This is a genomic window from Xanthomonas sp. WHRI 7945 (genome assembly GCF_035026585.1).
The window spans coordinates 74536-92354 of the sequence record NZ_JAYIQP010000017.1; the positions used below are offsets into that span (position 1 = coordinate 74536).

At 71.2% G+C, this 17819-nt stretch carries 10 protein-coding genes; 2 read left to right on the forward strand and 8 right to left on the reverse strand.

Translation table 11 applies throughout. The features are described 5' to 3' along the window. Positions 1-243: 243 nt before the first annotated feature. The 8 genes from VDQ83_RS14500 to VDQ83_RS14535 form a co-directional block, all read right to left on the reverse strand. Positions 244-4749: a cellulose synthase subunit BcsC-related outer membrane protein gene (locus tag VDQ83_RS14500; RefSeq protein ID WP_455435474.1), complete on the reverse strand. Its 4506-nt coding sequence runs from the start codon at positions 4747-4749 to the stop codon at positions 244-246. Further along, positions 4737-5897 carry a cellulose synthase complex periplasmic endoglucanase BcsZ gene (gene bcsZ, locus VDQ83_RS14505; protein WP_455435475.1) on the reverse strand — a complete coding sequence of 387 codons (1161 nt, stop codon included), beginning with the start codon at positions 5895-5897 and terminating at the stop codon, positions 4737-4739. The genes VDQ83_RS14500 and bcsZ overlap by 13 nt, the downstream gene beginning before the upstream one ends. Continuing rightward, entirely contained in the window at positions 5894-8188 is a 2295-nt protein-coding gene (gene bcsB / locus VDQ83_RS14510; protein ID WP_455435476.1) for a cellulose biosynthesis cyclic di-GMP-binding regulatory protein BcsB, read from the reverse strand. Before bcsB ends, bcsZ begins: the two co-directional genes overlap by 4 nt. A 47-nt stretch (positions 8189-8235) precedes the next feature. After that, positions 8236-10389, reverse strand: coding sequence for a UDP-forming cellulose synthase catalytic subunit (gene bcsA, locus VDQ83_RS14515; RefSeq protein ID WP_455435477.1), 2154 nt, complete (start codon positions 10387-10389; stop codon positions 8236-8238). Positions 10390-10487: 98 nt separating this feature from the next. Continuing rightward, the gene (locus VDQ83_RS14520; protein ID WP_263397226.1) at positions 10488-10886 is read right to left on the reverse strand and encodes a hypothetical protein; all 399 of its coding nucleotides are present in this window, start codon (positions 10884-10886) and stop codon (positions 10488-10490) included. A gap of 49 nt (positions 10887-10935) precedes the next feature. After that, positions 10936-11394: a cellulose biosynthesis protein BcsD gene (gene bcsD, locus VDQ83_RS14525; protein WP_455435478.1), complete on the reverse strand. Its 459-nt coding sequence runs from the start codon at positions 11392-11394 to the stop codon at positions 10936-10938. 218 nt (positions 11395-11612) lie between these two features. Continuing rightward, on the reverse strand, positions 11613-12797 hold the full coding sequence (gene pncB, locus VDQ83_RS14530) for a nicotinate phosphoribosyltransferase (RefSeq protein ID WP_455435479.1): 1185 nt from the start codon (positions 12795-12797) through the stop codon (positions 11613-11615). Positions 12798-12950: 153 nt separating this feature from the next. Continuing rightward, a complete protein-coding gene (locus tag VDQ83_RS14535) occupies positions 12951-13796 on the reverse strand; it encodes a glycosyltransferase family 2 protein (RefSeq protein ID WP_455435480.1) in 846 nt (281 codons plus the stop codon). Between the two features lie 490 nt (positions 13797-14286). Here VDQ83_RS14535 and VDQ83_RS14540 point away from each other — a divergent pair, with 490 nt between their 5' ends. After that, positions 14287-15435, forward strand: a complete 1149-nt coding sequence (locus VDQ83_RS14540; RefSeq protein WP_455435481.1) for a phosphotransferase enzyme family protein — start codon at positions 14287-14289, stop codon at positions 15433-15435. A gap of 158 nt (positions 15436-15593) precedes the next feature. After that, a complete protein-coding gene (locus VDQ83_RS14545) occupies positions 15594-17756 on the forward strand; it encodes a TonB-dependent siderophore receptor (protein ID WP_455435482.1) in 2163 nt (720 codons plus the stop codon). The last annotated feature ends 63 nt before the right edge of the window (positions 17757-17819 follow it).

Consider the following 17819-nt stretch of genomic DNA (forward strand, 5'->3'; position numbering starts at 1 on the left):
GGCCGGCCATCCGCAAGCCCACTGTGGGAGCGACTTCAGTCGCGACGAACGAAGCCGCGGGCCTAACGGCGACGGATGGTGTCGGGGCTGAAGCCCCTCCTACAGTGCACCCGGCCAGCCATCCGCAAGCCCACTGTGGGAGCGACTTCAGTCGCGACGAACGAAGCCGACCACGCCGGCACAGCCTCGGTGCCGAAGCCGCTCCCTCAGCATCTCCCGACAACCGAACGCCGGCGCCTCGCCCTACTCCCCCGCATACGGCGAGGCCAGCACCTGCGGGCGGCGGCCGAGGCCGGCGCCGAGGCGGTCGAGCACGAAGCGTACGTAGACGTTGGTGCTGAACTGGTTGTAGTCGCGGGCGTTGTTGAAGATCAGCCGCCCGCCCAGGAACAGCTGCGGCGCCAGCTGCCACTCGGCCGCGCCGGCGAGGTTGTAGGACACACCGGTCTTGCTCTGCCCGGCGTAGACCGGCGCGGTGTAGGTGTCGACCAGGCCCAGCAGCGCAGCCAGCGAGGCGGCGTCGTAGGCGGCCTGCTGCATCTGCGCGCTGGTCGGGAAGTAGGCGCTGTCATCGCTGCGGAAATGCTGCACGCCGACGCTGGCGTCCACGCTCCAGTTGACCTTGCGCCCGGACGAGCGCCCGCTCCAGTGCACCGGGAACCCGAGGTCGACGTAGTCCTGCGGGCTGAAGTAGCCGCCCTGGCCGTAGGTATAGCCGCTCAGGTTCTTGTCGTACTGCATCGCGGTCAGGTTGAGGCCGGCGGTCAGCGACTGGTTCTCGGTCTCCAGCGCGTGCACGTATACGCCCAGGTCCACCTGGCGGTGGTCGTTGTCGGCGACGTTGTGGCCGACCAGGCGGTCGGCGGTCAGGTTGGCGTAGCCGCCGAGCAGGCCGTTGTCGAGCGTGGCCGACAGGCGCACGCCGTTGCTGGTCACGCCGCCCCAGCTGAGCCCGGCGCGGCCGTCGTCGACGCCGGCGAAGGACAGCAGACTGTCGCTGACCGCGCGCCGGAACACCTGGCCCGAGTAGGTCAGGTTCTCGCCGATCTGGCCGCGATAGCCCGCGCCGCCGACGATGCGCTGCTCGGGGAAGCCGATCGGGGTGCTGCCGAGGTCGGCGGCGAAACCGCCGTGCTTGTACTTCACCGCCACGCCGACGCCGCTGGCGTCCTGGTCCAGCCGGCGCGCGCCGGCGCCGTTGGCCGCCATCGTATACAGCGCCTGGCTGAAGCCGGCCGGGGTCAGGCTGGCCGCGGTGGTGTTGGCGGCCAGCGCTTGGAAGCGCGCCACGTCGGCCGCGCTCAGGTCGGCGCTGCGCGAGGCGTCGCCGAGGATGGCGCTGGCCAGGGTGCTGATCGACACGTCCGCGGCGACGTTGCCGAGCAGGAACGCCGACAGCGGCTCGGCATACAGCGCCTGCAGCGCCGCGGCCTCGCGCTGCGCATTGGTCAAGGTGGCGTCGGTGTCGTTGTACAGCTCGTTGTACAGGCCGGTGTTCACCGCGTAGGTGCGCAGCGCGTTGCGGGTGGCGTTGCTGTCGCCCTCGGTGAGCAGCAACTGGTACAGGTCGCTGCCGATCAGCTCGTCGATCGGGGTGCGGTCGGCGGCCAGTGCATCGCCCATCGCCGCGGTGGGGCCGGCGCCGAAACGGCTGGCGGTGGAATAGGCGGTGTCGAGCGTGCCGGCATCGAGCAGGGTCGGGGTGACATCGACGCTGAGCTTGCCTTCGCCGACCGCGAACTCGCCGTGCAGTGGCACTTCCAGATCGTTCAACTTGCCCAGCCCGGCCTCGCCGTCGCGCGCCCGGTAGAGGGCGCCGGCGGCCAGGCTGTCGCTGTTCTCCGACTGCACTTCGCGCAGTTCGTCGAGCACGGTGCCGGTGCGCGCCGGGCTGGCCAGCGCTTGCGCCTGGCGCGCGCTGCCGGTGGTGGCGACGCGGTCGTCGGGATAGGAGGACGGGGCCATGCTGGCAGCGGCCGGCGCGCGCTGGCCCGGCACCGGCAGTGCCGCCAGCTGCACGCCGACGGCGGCGCTGGCGCTGGCCGGCGGCGGCAGGTCGTCGCCGCCGCTGGCGTAAGTCGCGCCGGCCGCGACCGGCAGCGCCGGAAGCGCGGCCTGGTCGGCCGCGGCATAGGCCGGCGCCGGATAGCCGCCGCCGAGGCTGTCGGAGACCACCGCCGGGCTGCGCGGCATGCGCCCGCTCATGCCGGCGAACGGGTTCAGCGGGCGCCCGGCGCCGGCGAAGGAGGCCGGGCCGTTGGCGGCCGGCAGGCCGTTGTCGTGCTGGCCGGCCTCGCGCGCCTGCGCCGCCAGCGCGGCGCGGAAATAGCTTTCGGCCTTGCGGCTCTTGCCGGCGCTGCGGTACACGCGGCCGGCCGCGCTCAGCACCGCCGGCGAATCCGGCGCCTGTGCCAGCGCGCGCTGCAGATAGTCCTCGGCGCTGTCCAGGTCGCGCAGCGCGGCGGCGGTGTTGGCCGCGGCGATCAGGGTGTCCAGGTCGTTGGGCGATTGCTGCAGTTGCTGCTGGTACAGCACCAGCGCCTGGCGCTGGTCGCCGGCGCCTGCGTACAGCCGCGCCAGCGCGGCCACCGCCTTCGGATCCTGGGTCTGTTGCGCCAGCAGCGGCGCCAGCGCGTCGTAGGCCGCTTCCAGGTTGCCCAGCTCGCGCAGCGCATCCACCTGGCGCAGCGTGTAGCCGCTGCGCAGGGACTGGTAGCGGCGCTGCTGCTCGGCGCTCATGTCGGTGTCGCGCAACTGGCGCAGCGTGGCCGCCAGTTCGGCATCCTGCTGCGCGCGCAGCAGCACGCTGGCGTACTGCAGCCGCGCCTCGGTGTTCGGGTTCTGCGCGACCAGGCGTTGCGCCAGGGTCAGCGCGCGCTGGTTGCTGCCGATGTCGGCGTAGGCGCCGGCCATCGACGCCAGCAGTGCCGGCTGTTCCAGCGCGCCGCCGAGCGCGGCCTCGGTGCGCGCCAGCAGCAGCTGCGCCTCGCCGGCGCGGCCCTGCTGTTGCAGCAGCCGCGCCTGCGCGGCCTGCTGCTCGACCCACGCGGTGTTGCGCAGCGCGCTCATTTCCGCGGTGCGCGCCGCCGTCGGAATGCGTTCCAGGCTGGCGTAGGCGCTGGCCCAGTCGCCGCGCTCCTGCGCCAGCAGCGCGTTGGCGTACAGCGCCTCGGGCATGTCGCCGTGCACCGCGAGCAGGCCGTCCATCACGCTGCGCGCCTGGTCCGGGCGGCCAGCCTGCTGGTACAGCCGCGCCAGGTCCAAGCGCACCCACGGATCGCCGGGGCGCTCGACCATCGCCGCTTCCAGTTCGCTCTGCGCGGTGACCGTGTCGCCGGCTTCCAGCGCCTGCTTGGCGCGCGCGCGCTGCACGTTGGAGCGCAGTGCGGCTTCGCCGCCGGCCTTTTCGCGCTGCGCCGGGCTGAGCCTGGCGAACAGCGCGCTGGCCTCGTCGGCGCGGCCCTGGCGGCTGTACAGGCCGATCAGGCCCTGCAGCGCGCCGGCATCGTCGGCGCTCAGCGCCAGCGCCTGGCGGTAGCTGCGTTCGGCGGCGGCGGCATCGGTGGCCGCCTGCAGGTCGCCGAGCAGCACGTGGCCGGTGGCTTCGTTGGGCTGCAGCTTCAGCGCCTGCTGGGCCAGGCGCAGGGCCTCGTCGCTGTCGCCGCGGCCGCGTGCGGCCTGCGCCTGCTGCAACTGCAGCCAATAGCGCGCGCTGTCCAGCGCCGAACGCCATTTGCCGTTGCCGGCCGCGGCCGGACGCAGCAGTTCCTGCGCCTCGCCGAAGCGCTGCTGGCGCAGGCGGATCGAGCCCAGGCCGCCGAGCGCGTCGGCATCGCGCGGGCGCGCGCGCAGCACCTGGGTGAAGCGTTGTTCGGCCACGCCGAGATTGCCGGCGTTGAGCGCCTTGAACGCTTCGCCGAGTTGTTCGCCGGCCGGGTCGGCGGCCTGCGCGGTGCGCTGCTGGCGCAGTTGCGCGGCCTTGTTGGCCACCTCGGCATCGTTCGGATTGGCCGCCAGGAACGCCTGGTACAGCGGCGCGTCGGCGCTGCCGGCATTGAGCCACAGCAGCGCCTGGCGCCAGGCGGCACGCGCCGGCCCGCCGACGTCGGCACGCTTGCTCATCGTGCCGAGCTGGGCGATGCCTTCGCGCCGGGTCGGTTCGCGGTAGGTCAGCACCTGCCCCAGCGCCAGCGCCGCGGCGCCGTTGTTGGGCTGCGCGGCGGCCAGCCGGCGCAGGCCGTCGCGGGCGCCTTCCCAGCCCTGCGGGGTGCCGGCCAGGGCCTGGTAATACTCCAGCGCCAGGTGCTCCGGCGGCGCCTTGCCGGCGAACAGCGCCTGGTACTCGCGCACCGCCTCCACGTAGCGTCCGGCCGCGGCGGCGCGGCGCGCGTTGCGCAGGTTGGCGCTGTCGCCGGTGCCGCCGATCGCCTGGCTCAGGCGCTGCGTCTGCGGTGCCTGCGGGTGCGCCTTCTGCAGCTGCTGCAGGCGCTTGCGCGCCTCGCCCTGGCGGCCTTGCGCCAGGTCGATCTGGGCCAGGCCGAGCAGCGCGTCGGGCTGGTTCGGGTCGACCCGCAGCAGCTTGCGCCAGGTGTCGGCGGCGAGGTCGTCGCGGCCCTGGTCGTGCCAGTAGTTGCCCTGGCTGACCAGTTGCTGGGTGGCGTTGCCGGTCTGCGCGTGCGCGCTGCCGGCGAGCAGGCACAGGTCGATCATGCCGGCCAGATACAGAGGCTTGAGGTTCATGCGGAACATTGGGTTCTCCAGGCGGGCTGCAGCAGGCCGTCTGCGGAAAAGCGATAGCGGTTGTCGAGCCAGCCGCGTCCGAACAGGACCAGCACCCGATCGTAATAGGGAAGCTTGGCCGCGGCGGCATCGCCGGGCGCGGGAATCTGTTGCGCCTGCGCCTTCAGCAGCACCGGCTGGCGCAGCGCGCTCAGGTACGGCAGCAGCGCGGCGGCGAAGCCGGCGGGCGCGGCGCCGCTGCCCACGCCCAGGCGGGTGTCGATCTTTTCGCTGAAGTGGCCCTGCGCCTGCAACTGCTGCAACGGACCGGACAGGTCCTCGAGCAGCGCCTTGCGCAACGGTTCGCCGGCATCGAGCATGCCGGCCCACAGGTACACGCGGATCGCGTCGTAGCTGCCCAGCGCGCCCTTGTCCGGATCGACCGCGAACGCGCCGCCGTCCCAGGCGATCCAGTCCGGGGCGAAGCCGACCGGCGCGCTGTCGCGCAGCAGGCGCGCGCTGCGCTGCGCCAGTCCGGCCCACGGCCCCTTCGGATCGGCGGCGGCGAAGCGGCGCAGCAGCTGGATCGGCAGGTAGCTGGGATTGAGCGTCCAGCGCTGCGGCTTGACGAAGCCCTGCACCGCCGGCAGCAACATGCCGCCGAAGCCGGGCAACTCGACCAGTTCATGGCGCCGCACCAGCGCCAGCATCTGCATGCCGGCCTGGGTGTAGCCGGGGCGTTTCCACAGCCGACCCGCTTCCAGCAGCGCGTAGGCGATCCACAGGTCGGCATCGCTGGCGGTGTTGTCGTCGAGCACGCGCCAGCTGCCGTCGCCGGCACGGCCCCACAGCCAGGCCGGCAACACCTGCTGCGGACGGCCGCCGCTGAGATTGTGCCGGGTCCAACCGAGCAGCCGGTCGAACAGCACCTGGTCGTTGGCCACCAGCGCGAAGAACAGCGCGTAGGACTGGCCTTCGGAGGTGCTGCGCTGGTCGGCATTGCTGAAATCGATCACCCGCCCGCCGTCGTCGATGTGCTTGGCGACGAAGCCGGTCCACTCGCGCCACGGCGTGCAGGCCGCCGCGGCCACGGCCGGCGCCGGCGGCAGCAGCGCGGCAGCGCCCGCGGCGAGCACGCCGCCAAGCAAATGGCGGCGCTGTCGCGCGTGCGGGGTCATTGCCCGTCCCGCAACCGTTGCGCCGAGTGCCGGCGCAGCACCACGCGCGCGGCCAGCGCCAGCAGCAGGCTCAGCAGCACCACCGCCAGCCCGAGCAGCAGCGGATGCTGCGAGAAGTACCAGCGCGCCCAGGTCGGCAGCGGCAGGTGGCCGACGTAGTAGGCCTGGTTGCCGGCCAGGCTGCGGATCTTGCCCTGCTGCAACAGCACCACGCTGCCCTGGAAATCCTTCAGCGTGGCCGGCTCGAACCAAGCCTCGAACAACTGGCCGACGCTGGCCGGGTCCTCGGCCAGCAACGCGACCACACTGCGCCCGGGCTTGAGCGGCGATTCGAAGCCCATCAGCACCACGTCGCCCGGCGCCGGCTTCACCGCCACGTCGGCGGTGGTCGGCAGGTCGGTGCGGCGCGCGTCGAAGGACAGGAAGCCGGGCAGCTTGTCCATCACCCAATCGCTCATCGAGAAGCGCCGGCCGCTGGCGCCGTCGCCGATCGGCAGGTGCGCGCTCCAGCGCTGGAACAGCGGCTGCGAGCGCGAGGAACCGAACACCAGCAGGTCGCTGTCGGCGTGCTGGTCCACCTCGCCGGCATGGATCAGCGTGGCGCGCAGCGCCGGATAGCCGGTGGATGCGCCGAGCTTGCCGAGCAGGGTCAGCAGGTTGGAGGCGTCCTGGTCGCTGGCCTCGTCCGGCACCACGATGGTGGATTCGGACAGGTCGGCCAGGCGCGTGAACGGATAGCCGGCATTGCCGAACGCAGCCAGGTTCGGCATCGCCATGTAGTGATGGAACGAACTCAGGTCCACGCTCGAATCGGCGTCGATCGCGCCGGACACGTCGGGGAAGGTGTTCTTGCACGCCTCGGCCTGCGGCCGGTCGAAGAAGAAGTGGAAGCGCAGCTGGCTGTTGGCCGAGAACGGGCCGGTCGGCAGCAGCAGCTTCTGCTCCACCGGCATCGCGCCCTTGGCCTTGAGGTCGTGCCACCACTGCAGCGGCAGCGATTCGGCGTACGGGCGCCCGCTCAGCGGCAGCGTGGTGACGAAGGCGTCGTTGATGCTGACGTTGAGCGCGGACTTGTTCAGCGCATCCGGTACCGTGTAGCGGTAACGCAGCTTGACCGGGATGCCGTCGCGCTGCCACACGAACAGGTCCGGCGGCAGCTGCAGGCCGACCCGGATCAGGTCCGGGTGATAACCGGTGACGTTGAGCTGCGAGGTCTGCGCGACCAAGTCGGCGAAGCGCACCGGGCCGTCGCTGGAAATCCAGTTCGGCGCATCGTAGGGCTTGCGCGGCTGCGCCTGCTTGAGTTCGCCGATCCTGGCCACGGCGCCGTTGAACGGCGTGCCCAGGGCCAGCGCGGTGGCCGCCTGCTGCAGGTCGGCGTCGTTGCGGCCGAGCACCAGCAGCAGCTTGCCGGCCGTATCGCGCGGGTTGGTCACCACCGCCAGGGTCGGGCCGGCGATCTCGCCCAGGCCGTTCTCGGCGGTGGCCAGTTCCGCCGGCAACGTGTTCTGGGTGGCGAACAGCACCGCGTTGCCGCTGCTCGGCACGTCGCCGATGGAGACGTTGAACACCGCGCCGCGGTAGCCGGCCTGCGCACCGAACCACGAGGACACGATGCCGGCGCTGCGCAGCGTGGCCAGGTCCGGGCGCTGCGGGAACACGAACGGCAGTTCCAGGCGGCGCGTGTCGCGCTTGTCGTAGAACGGCACCGGCAGCAGCGCCAGGTCGTTGGCCAGCACCAGCGGCGTGGTGCTCAGCGACAGCCGCGTGGCCGGGTCGATGTTCGCCCACAGGCTGGTGTGGTCGGGGTCCTCGCATTCGCGCGTGTAGTGCCCGATCAATTGCAGGTTGAGCTGGTTGTAGTCGCCGACCAGGCGCGGATCGATCGGCACGTCGGTCTGCTGCAGTTTGCCGGCGTTCTCGCGGGTCACCGGCAAGGTCGCCACGGTGACGCCATTGACGGTGACCTTCAGGTGCGACAGCTCCGGCAGCAGCGCCGGCGAGTAGCTGTAGCTCAGGTGCAGCGTCGCCGCCTCGACCACCTCGTCGGTGCGCGTGCTGAACGCCACGCCGGCGCTGCCCTGGATGCCGCGCAGGGTGACCTCGTAATCCATGCCGAGCTGTTTCAGCGTCGCCGAACGCTCCTGCACACCCAGCGCCGGCGTGGCCGGCACCGGCGCGGCGCCAGTATTGGGCGCTGCCGGCGCGGTGGCCGGAAGCGTCGGCTCCTGCGCCAGCGCCAGGCCGGACAGGATGGTGAGGCAGCACGCGGCCAGGGCAGGTAGACGCATCGAGGGCAACCGGAAGAAAGGGGAAGGAAACGGCGGGCGGAGGCGGCTCACGGCGCGGATTCCTCGCCGGCCGGGCGCGCCGGGCGGAAGCCGCCGCGCACGCTCTCGCCGATGTGCTGGCCCAGGCGCTTGAAGCCGCGCATGCTCGCCGCGAACACCTGGCCCATCGACTTCCAGAAGTTGTCGCGGTCGTGGCGGCCCCACTGCGACACCCAGATGTCGGCACGGGCGAAGGTGCAGGCGACCAGCCAGCGCTCCTGTTCGATCGACATGCTGCGGAACTGCACGCTGATGTGCCCGTCGCGGTCGTGGCGCACGATCGCCGGCAGGCGCTTTTCGGTATTGCGGTGCGACAGGCCCACGTCGACCAGCGTGTCCGGTTCCACCGGCGCCGCCTCGGCCTGCTTCAGCGCCATGCCGCCGGTGGAGAAGTTGACGGTGCGGCAGGCCAGTTCCTGGCCGTCGGGCAGGTACAGCGTGGCCGGGATGTCCAGCGGCACGCGGTGCGAGCGGCGCACCTGGCGCATCTCGCTGGCGGTGGCGATGGTGGCGCCGAGCAGCAGCACGTTGTAGACGGTCCAGACCAGGTTGAACCAGATCGTCTGCGCTTCGCCGGTGGCATCGGTGTAGAACAGGCGCATCGCCCCGGCGGCCAGGCCGGCCAGGTTCAGCACCAGCAGGAACAGGTAGGGCTTGGCGATCTGCCGGTCGAAATAGCTGCGCGTGACCAGGCCGCCCTTGGGGGTGACGTTGAACTTGCCGAGCTTGGGATTGAACAGCGCCACCAGCGTCGGGCGCAGGATGTACCAGGCCAGCGTGGTCTCGTAGACCTCGTTCCACAGCAGGTGGCGGAACTTGCCCTGGGTGCGCAGGTTGGTCAGGTTGGCCTGCATGATGTGCGGCAGCGCGTAGGCCAGGATCATCAGCGCCGAGGCGTGGATCACGTGCGCGCCGAAGAACAGGAAGGCCAGCGGCGCGGTCAGGTAGATGATGCGCGGCAGCCCGTAGAAGAAATGCAGCATCGCGTTGGCGTAGCACAGCCGCTGCGACAGGCGCAGGCCCTTGCCGAACAGCGGATTGTCCAGCCGCGCGATCTGCGCCATGCCGCGCGCCCAGCGGATGCGCTGTGCGACGTGGCCGGACAGGCTCTCCGTCGCCAGCCCGGCGGCCTGCGGCACGGTGATGTAGGCGCTGCGGTAGCCGCGCCGGTGCAGCTTCAGCGCGGTGTGCGCGTCCTCGGTCACCGTTTCCACCGCCACCCCGCCCACTTCCTCCAGCGGTTTGCGCTTGATCACCGCGCACGAGCCGCAGAAGAAGGTGGCGTCCCACTGGTCGTTGCCGTCCTGCAGCAGGCCGTAGAACAGCTCGCCCTCGTTGGGCACCTTGCCGTGGTTGCCGAGGTTGCGCTCGAACGGGTCGGCCGAGAAGAAGTAGTGCGGCATCTGCACCACCGCCAGCATGCGGTCGCGCAGGAACCAGCCCATCGCCACCTGCAGGAACGAGCGGGTCGGGATGTGGTCGCAATCGAAGATCGCCACGTACTCGCCGCTGGACTTCTTCAGCGCGGCGTTGATGTTGCCGGCCTTGGCGTGGAAGTTGTTGGTGCGGGTGAGGTAGTGGATGCCGGCCTGTGCGCAGAACGCGCGGAACTCCTCGCGGCGGCCGTCGTCGAGCAGATAGATGTTGAGCTTGTCCGCCGGCCAGTCCATCACGCTGGCGGCCAGGATGGTGGAGCGCACCACCGACAGCGGCTCGTTGTAGGTGGGGATGAACAGGTCCACCGTCGGCCATTCGCTCTGGTCGGCGGGCAGCGGCACCGGGCGCCGGTTCAGCGGCCACAGCACCTGGAAATAGCCCAGCACCAGGATCGTGAACGCATACACCTCGGCCAGCAGCAGGCCCAGGCCGAGGCTGAGGTCGACCGCGCTGCTCACGCCCATGGTCTGGGTGATGCGCCACCAGATGTAGCGCGAGGACACCGCCAGCGACAGCGCCATCATCACCAGCACCGCCAGCCGGCTGCCGCTGCGGCGCAACAGCATCGCCGCGATGAACACCACCAGCGAGAACAGCAGCTGTTGCGGCACGTCCATCGGAATGGCGACCACGAACACCAACAACAAGGCGCCCAGCGCCCACAGCGACCAGGTGGCCAGCGTGTGCATGGGTTGACCGGCACGCGATGCGGACGCAGCGCTCATCAGCGATTCCTAGCGAGGAGGGGCGAAGCGGCGCGCGTTCTCCCCTCCGCGCGACGACATGACACGATACGCGGCGCCAGCGGCGCGCGCATCACGCGTCAGCGGATCTGCAAACGCTTGAGCGGGCTATCGGGCGTCGGCACGCGATCGCGGCCGGTCTCCAGCAGGCGCTGGAACAGCTGCGCGAGCGGCGTGGCCGCAGCGGCCGCTGCCGATGCCGCGGGTTCCGCCGCGGCGGGCTTTGCCACGGGCAGCGCCACGACCGGCCTGGACTCGGCCGGCGCGCGCACCACCGACAGCGTCGGCACGGACACCGGCGCGATGGGCTGTGGCGCTTCGGCGGGCGGCAGCGCTTCGGCAACGGCCGGCTCCGGCGCGCTCAGCCGCGCCCCGGAAAAATCCTGGTACGCACTGGCGCCCTGGCTGCCGAGCTTGGCGAACAGGCTGGAAATGTCGTCGGCCGCATCGGCGCCGGCTTGGTCGGTCTTCTTGGACATCGATCACCCCCTAAGATGATTTGTGTGTCTGGTGGATCGAGTACCTGAGTCAGGCGACCCGGCACAACACGAAACGGCGGACATCCTCGTCGTCGACCGGCACCGCGCGGACCCCCAGGCCCGCCGACATGCCGGCCTGCTCGAACCAGGCGTGGTACACCCCTTCCAGGAACCCATCCGCCCCGGCCGTCTCCCCGGCCAGGGCGATCTGCAACGGCGAGCCCACGTGGTGCAGGTCGACCCGGTCGGCCTGCTCCTCGAAGCGCACATACCCCCACTCCACCCGCTCCCAGACCCGGTTGGCCGCGGCCTGGATCTCGTCCAGCGTCGCGCAGGCCCCGATCGGATGCTCGCCGGCGAAACGGCGGCCGATCCGTGCCATCAGCAGCGCCATGTCTTCCACCCCCAGCTCCGCCGCGAACTCCTGGGCCAAGGCACGCAGGAAGCCGCGCCACTGCCGGGAACAGGCCTGGGTACGGAAATGCGCGTGTGGCTCGGAAGGACTCATCGGGTGCTGCCTGCGTTGGAAAAATGGCACGGCAGTGCCGGGCAAAGGGTACCGAGCAAGCTTGATGCCAAGATGGCCGATCCCGCCATCAACGGGATACAGTTCTCACTTTCCAGCCCATCATAGCCAAATGCTGCACCACAGCATAGCCTGCTCCGGCTTGGCGCCGCTCGCCTGTATTTTGGTCGCAACCGACCCGGAAGTCGGCCGGCCACGTCTCACTCTGGACGATCGGCGGCCACGTCAAAGACTTGGCGCAGATAGGCCAGGTAGGCCGGGTCGTCGCACAGGGTCTTGCCCGGCGAGTCGCTGAGCTTGGCCACCGGCTGGCCGTTGCAGCGGACCATCTTGATCACGATCTGCAGCGGCTTGGGCCCCAGGTCGTTGGTCAGGTGCGTGCCGACGCCGAAGGCGAGCAGGCAGCGGTCGCGGAAATGCGCGTACAGCCGCATCACCTTGTCGATGTCCAGGCCGTCGCTGAACACCAGGATCTTGCTGCGCGGGTCCACCCGGTGCTGCTGCAGGTGCGCCAGCATGCGTTCGCCCCATTCGAACGGATCGCCGGAGTCGTGGCGCATGCCGTCGAACAGCTTGCAGAAGTACAGGTCGAAGTCGCGCAGGAACGCCTCCAGCCCGACCACGTCGGACAGGGCGATGCCGAGGTCGCCGCGGTACTCGCGTGCCCACGACTCCAGCGCGGCGGCCTGCGAATCGCGCAGCCGCGGGCCCAGCGCCTGGAACGCCTGCAGGTATTCGTGGGCCATCGTGCCCAGCGGGGTCAGCCCGTAGCGCCAGGCGAAGTACACGTTGCTGGTGCCGACGAACTGCGCGCCCAGGGTCTGCTGCAGCACCGGCAACAGCTCGCCGTGCCAGGCCCGCGAATAGCGGCGGCGGGTACCGTAGTCGGCGATCGCGCAACCGCCGTAGCCGCTGCTGTCGCGCAGCAACGCGATCTTGGCCTGCAACCGGCGCAGGCCCTCGTCGTGGTCGTCGCCGCCGGTGTTGCGGAACCAGACCTCGTTGACGATCGCCAGCAGCGGCACCTCGAACAGGATGGTGTGCAGCCACGGCCCGCGGATGCGCAGTTCGATCTCGCCCGGCACCGTGGCCGAAGCGCGCAACTGCAGGTACTTGCGGTCCAGGTGGAACAGCGCCAGGAAATCGGCGAAGTCCGGCTTGATGAAGCGCAGCCCGCGCAGGTAGTCCAGTTCCTCGGCGCGGAAGCGCAGCGCACACAGCGCGTCGATCTCGGCCGAGATCTGCTCCAGGAACTGCGCCAGGTCGATGTCCGGCGTGCGGCACCTGAAGCGGTATTCCACCTGCGCGCCGGGATGCTGGTGCAGCACCGCCTGCATCATCGTGAACTTGTACAGATCGGTGTCGAGCAGCGAATCGATGATCATCGCGGCATTATGCGCCAGCGTGTTGCCGGCTCGCTCCGGCTCTTCTGTAGGAGCGGCTTCAGCCGCGACCGGGCCCTACAGGTAAAGCCCGTCGCGGCTGAAGCCGCCCCTGCAGGAACGCGAGGCGCCGAATGCGCCAGCGCGCCGCATCGCTCAGCCAGGCCGCCGCCAGCACAACCTGGCGAAGGTCACCCAGGCGTGCAGCCAGATCACCGCCCACACCGCTGCGCGCACCGGCGCGCTGCGCGTGGGCGCTTCGAACTTGCGGAAATAGCGCCACAGCCCGCGATGCTTGTGCCATTCCACGAACCACGGCCGCTTGCGGCTGGAGACGCCGCGCACGTGCACGACGCGCAGGCCATTGACCACCGCCACCGTGGCCCCGGCCAGGCGCGCGCGGCGGCACAGGTCCAGGTCTTCGGCATGCAGCCGGTAGCCGGCGTCCCAGCCGCCGATGCGGTCGAACAGCGCCCGCGGCAGCAGCATCAGCGCGCCGGAGATCGCGTCCACGCGCTGCAGCGGCTGCGCCGGATCGGCCGCCAGCGCCAGCCGCGAACCGGCCAGCGGATGCCGCAGCATCGCCGCGAAGTCCGGATCGCGGCGGCGTACCGCCGCGTCGGCGCGACCGTGCTCGTCGACCTGCTCCACGCCGAGCAGCGCGTCGCCGAGCGCGGCCACCTGCGCGCGCAACAGCGCCAGCGTATCGGTCTCCACCATCAGATCCGGATTGACGAACGCCAGCCACGGCGCATCGCTGGCCGCCGCGCCCTGGTTGCAGGCGGTGGCGAAGCCGGGGTTGTCGGGATTGGCGATGAAGCGCACGCGCCGGTCCTCCAGCGCGTGGCGCTGCACGATCGCCAGGGTGTCGTCGCGCGAGGCGTTGTCGACCACGCGGATCTGCGCGACCTGCGCCGCCGCGCGCAACCGCTGCAGGCAGGCGTCGATGGTGCTGCCGCTTTCGTAGGTCACTACCACCACGGCCATCTGCTGTTCGCTCATCCGCCAATTATCCGGGCAAAGCACCGCGCGCAGAAGGCGCCGCGCCTGCGCGCGGCGACAAGCCTGCTGCAGGACCTCTACGTCACCGCCTGCCAGCGCCGCGCCGACGGCGCGGAAACGTTCGCCCGCTGCCCGACGGCTGGACCCGCATGGACGATGCCGCGGCACAGTGCGCCGGCATCGCCGCGCACCCGCGCGTCAATCGCACGCGCCGACGCGGTAGAATCGCCGGTCCCCTGCTTTTCGCGGTGTAGATGACGGCTAGCGCCCTCTACGGCGCGCTGCCGCCAGGCTCGCTACGCATCGGCCGCCCCCTGTGGCGGTGGCCGTGCATGCCGACGGCCCGGCAGCGCCGCCGCCCTGCGACCGACCTTGCCGTCGGCCGCCGCCCCGGGGCTCCGCGTCATTGGTCTAGACCAACCTCCAAAAACTGCCGAACGACGCTGCGTTGCGCCGCGATCGGCTCGCACCTGCGCGCCGGGCAGGCAGCATGAGCGCGCACCAGATCCACGGCATGAGCCTGGCCCCGGCAGCGGCGGACTGGCCGCCCTTGCGCAGCGACGAGGTGGACGCGCTGTTGCGGCGCATGGCCCTGCCCGACGCGGTGCGCGCCCTGCGCTGGCACAGCCCGCGCCCGTTCTCCGCCGCGGCCGAGGTCGACAGCGCGGTCGGCACCCTGTTCGTCAAGCGCCATCACCGCCGCCTGCGCGACGCGCGCACGCTGGGCGAGGAACACCGCTTCATCGAGCACCTGCGCGCGCGCGACGTGCCGGTGCCGGTGCTGCTGCGCACGGCCGACGGCGCCAGCGCGGTGGAAATCGGCGACTGGACCTACGAGGTGCAGCGCGCCGCCGCAGGCGAGGACCTCTACCGCGACACCGCCTCGTGGCTGCCCTTCGCCGGCACCACGCATGCGCAGGCCGCCGGGCGCGCCCTCGCGCGCCTGCACTGCGCCGCCGCCGACTACGTGGCCGCGCCGCGCAGCACCGCGCTGCTGGTCGCCAACCTGCGCCTGTTCGGCAGCGCCGATCCGTTGCAGGCGCTGCAGCAGGACCTGCGCGGGCGGCCGGCATTGGCGGCTTGGCTGCAGCGACGCGACTGGCGCGGCGACCTGCGCCGGCACCTGCTGCCCTGGCACGCACAGGCCTGGCCGTCGCTGCGATCGCCGCCGCCGCCGCTGTGGACGCACGGCGACTGGCATGCCTCCAACCTGCTGTGGCGCGACCAGGGCACGGCGAGCGAGGTCAGCGCGGTGTTCGATTTCGGCCTGGCCGACCGCAGCTTCGCGCTGTTCGACCTGGCCACCGCGATCGAGCGCAACCTGGTGCCGTGGCTGGAACTGGACGTTGGCGGCCGCGCCGCGGCCGACCTGGACCAACTCGATGCGCTGCTGCACGGCTACGCGCAGGTGTTGCCGCTGGACGCGGCGCAACTGCGCCTGCTGGCCGCGCTGTTGCCGATCGCGCACGCCGACTTCGCGCTCAGCGAGATCGACTATTTCGCCGGCATCACCGGCTCCGACGCGAATGCCGACATCGCCTACCGCCGCTACCTGCTCGGCCATGCCGACTGGTTCGGCGGCGAGGAAGGCCAGCGCCTGCTGCGGCAATTGCAGCGGCACGCCGAGGCGGCGCGATGAGCGCCATGCGCACGCGGCCGCGCACGTCGACGCGCCCCTGGCGCATGCCCGCCGCGCAGCGCTGCCGCCGCGGCGTCGCACCCGATACCCGACGCTGCTGTCGCCTGCGCGCAGCGGCATCTCTTCTTCCCGTTCCGCTTTCCGCCTAGAGGTCCAGCATGTCCCACACCTTCCCCGCGCTCGCGCCGCTCGCCCTGGCCTTGGCGCTGGCCGCCACCGCCGCGCCGGCACGCGCCACCGATGCGGACACGCGCACGCCGATCGAACTGGACGCGGTCAACGTGCAGGCCACGCAGTCGCGCAACCGCTCCGACCTGGCCGGCTACGGCGACGCCGCGCTGCTGGACACGCCCGCGTCGATCGGCGTGATCGACCGCGCGCAGCTGGACGACCGCCAGGTGCGCGTGCTCAGCGAGGTGCTGCGCGCCGATGCCTCGGTCGGCGACAGCTACGCGCCGATCGGCTACTACGAGAACTTCGTGGTGCGCGGCTATTCGCTCAACGCAGCCAACAGCTACCGCATCAACGGCCTGACCGTCGCCGGCGAGCAGAACGTGGCGCTGGAGAACAAGCAGCAGGTGCAGGTGCTCAAGGGTCTGTCCGGGCTGCAGTCCGGCCTCACCGAACCGGCCGGCGTGATCGACTACACGACCAAGCGCCCGCAACAGGTGCGCACGCTGGTGCTGGGCACCGACGACGATGGCGGCCGCTACGCCGCGGCGGACCTAGGCGGCTGGTTCGGCCGCGACCGCCAGTTCGGGCTGCGGGTCAACGCCGCGCACGAGGACATCCGCAGCTACGTCGCGCATGCCGACGGCCACCGCAACTTCCTGTCGCTGGCCGCGGACTGGAACATCGACCCGCGATCGACGCTGCAGCTGGACGTGGAATACCAGGACCGGCAGCAGCGCTCGGTCCCCGGCTATCAGCTGCTCGGCGGCACACGCGTGCCCAGCGACGTGTCGGTGCACCGGCTGCTGGCCTACCAGCCGTGGTCCAAGCCGGTCGGCATCGATGCGCTCAATGCCCAGCTGCGCTATCGCTACCGCTTCAACGACGCCTGGAGCGCGCAGCTGGCGGCCGCCCACAGCCGCGCGGTGATCGACGACTATTCCAGCTTCGCCTGGGGCTGCTACGGCGCGGCCAGCTGCGCCGCCGACGCGGTTCCCAACTATTTCAGCCGCGAAGGCGACTACGACGTCTACGACTACCGCAGCCCCGACGACACCCGCCGCAACGACCAGCTGCAGGCGACCGTGTCCGGCAGTTTCGCCACCGGCACGTTGCAGCACCAGATCAACGTCGGCGTGGACTACCTGCAGCGCAGCATCGACCGGCACGGCTCGATCAACGAGTGGATCGGCACCGGCAACATCGACGCCGACCCGCCGGTCTACGCCCAGGCCGATGCCGAATTGGATCCCAAGCGGCGGCGCCTGGACAGCACGCAGACCGCGCTGCTGGCCAGCGACCGCATCGGCATCGGCGAGGCGTGGCAGTTGCTGCTGGGTGCGCGCCAGGTGCGCTACGACGAGCGCGCCTGGGACCGCGACGGCGCACTGACCCGGCACACCCGCCGCTCGGAACTGCTGCCGCAGGCGGCACTGCTGTTCAAGCCGCAGGACACGCTGTCGCTGTATGCCAGCTTCGCCAAGGGCCTGGCGCCGGGCGGCACCGCCTCGTGGTTCGCCAGCAATGCCGACGCGATCCTCGCGCCGACCGCCGCGTACCAGAGCGAGGCCGGCCTGAAATACGAGCGCGACGGCCTGGCGTTGGGCGCCGCCGTGTTCGACATGCGCCAGGCCTACCAGTACGCGCAGCCGCAGGCCGACGGCAGCTTCCTGTACCTGCAGCAGGGCCGGCTGCACAACCGCGGCATCGAACTGTCGGCCGACGGCGCGATCGGCGAACGGCTGCACCTGCAGGCCAGCGTCGCCGGCATCCGCGCGCGCGCCGAGGACACCGGCACGCCCGCCTACGAAGGCCACCAGGCCTTGAACGTGCCCAGGCTGCGCGCCAGCGCCCAGGCCAGTTGGGACGTGCCCGGTGTCGCCGGCCTGGCGCTGCTGGGCGGCGCGCAGTACAGCGGCGCCAAGTACGCCGACCGGATCGGCAATGCCGAGGTGGGCGGCTATACCGTGTACAACCTGGGCGCGCGCTACGCCACGCGGCTGGGCGCGGTACCGACCACGCTGCGGCTGAGCGTGGACAACCTGGCCGACAAGCGCTACTGGCGCGACGTCGGCGAATACGCCGGCGACGACTATCTGTTCCTGGGCGCGCCGCGGACGGCGCGGTTGGCGGTGCAGGTCGATTTCTGAGCGGGACTCGGGACTCGGGACTCGGGACTCGGGACTCGGGACTCGGGACTCGGGACTCGGGAC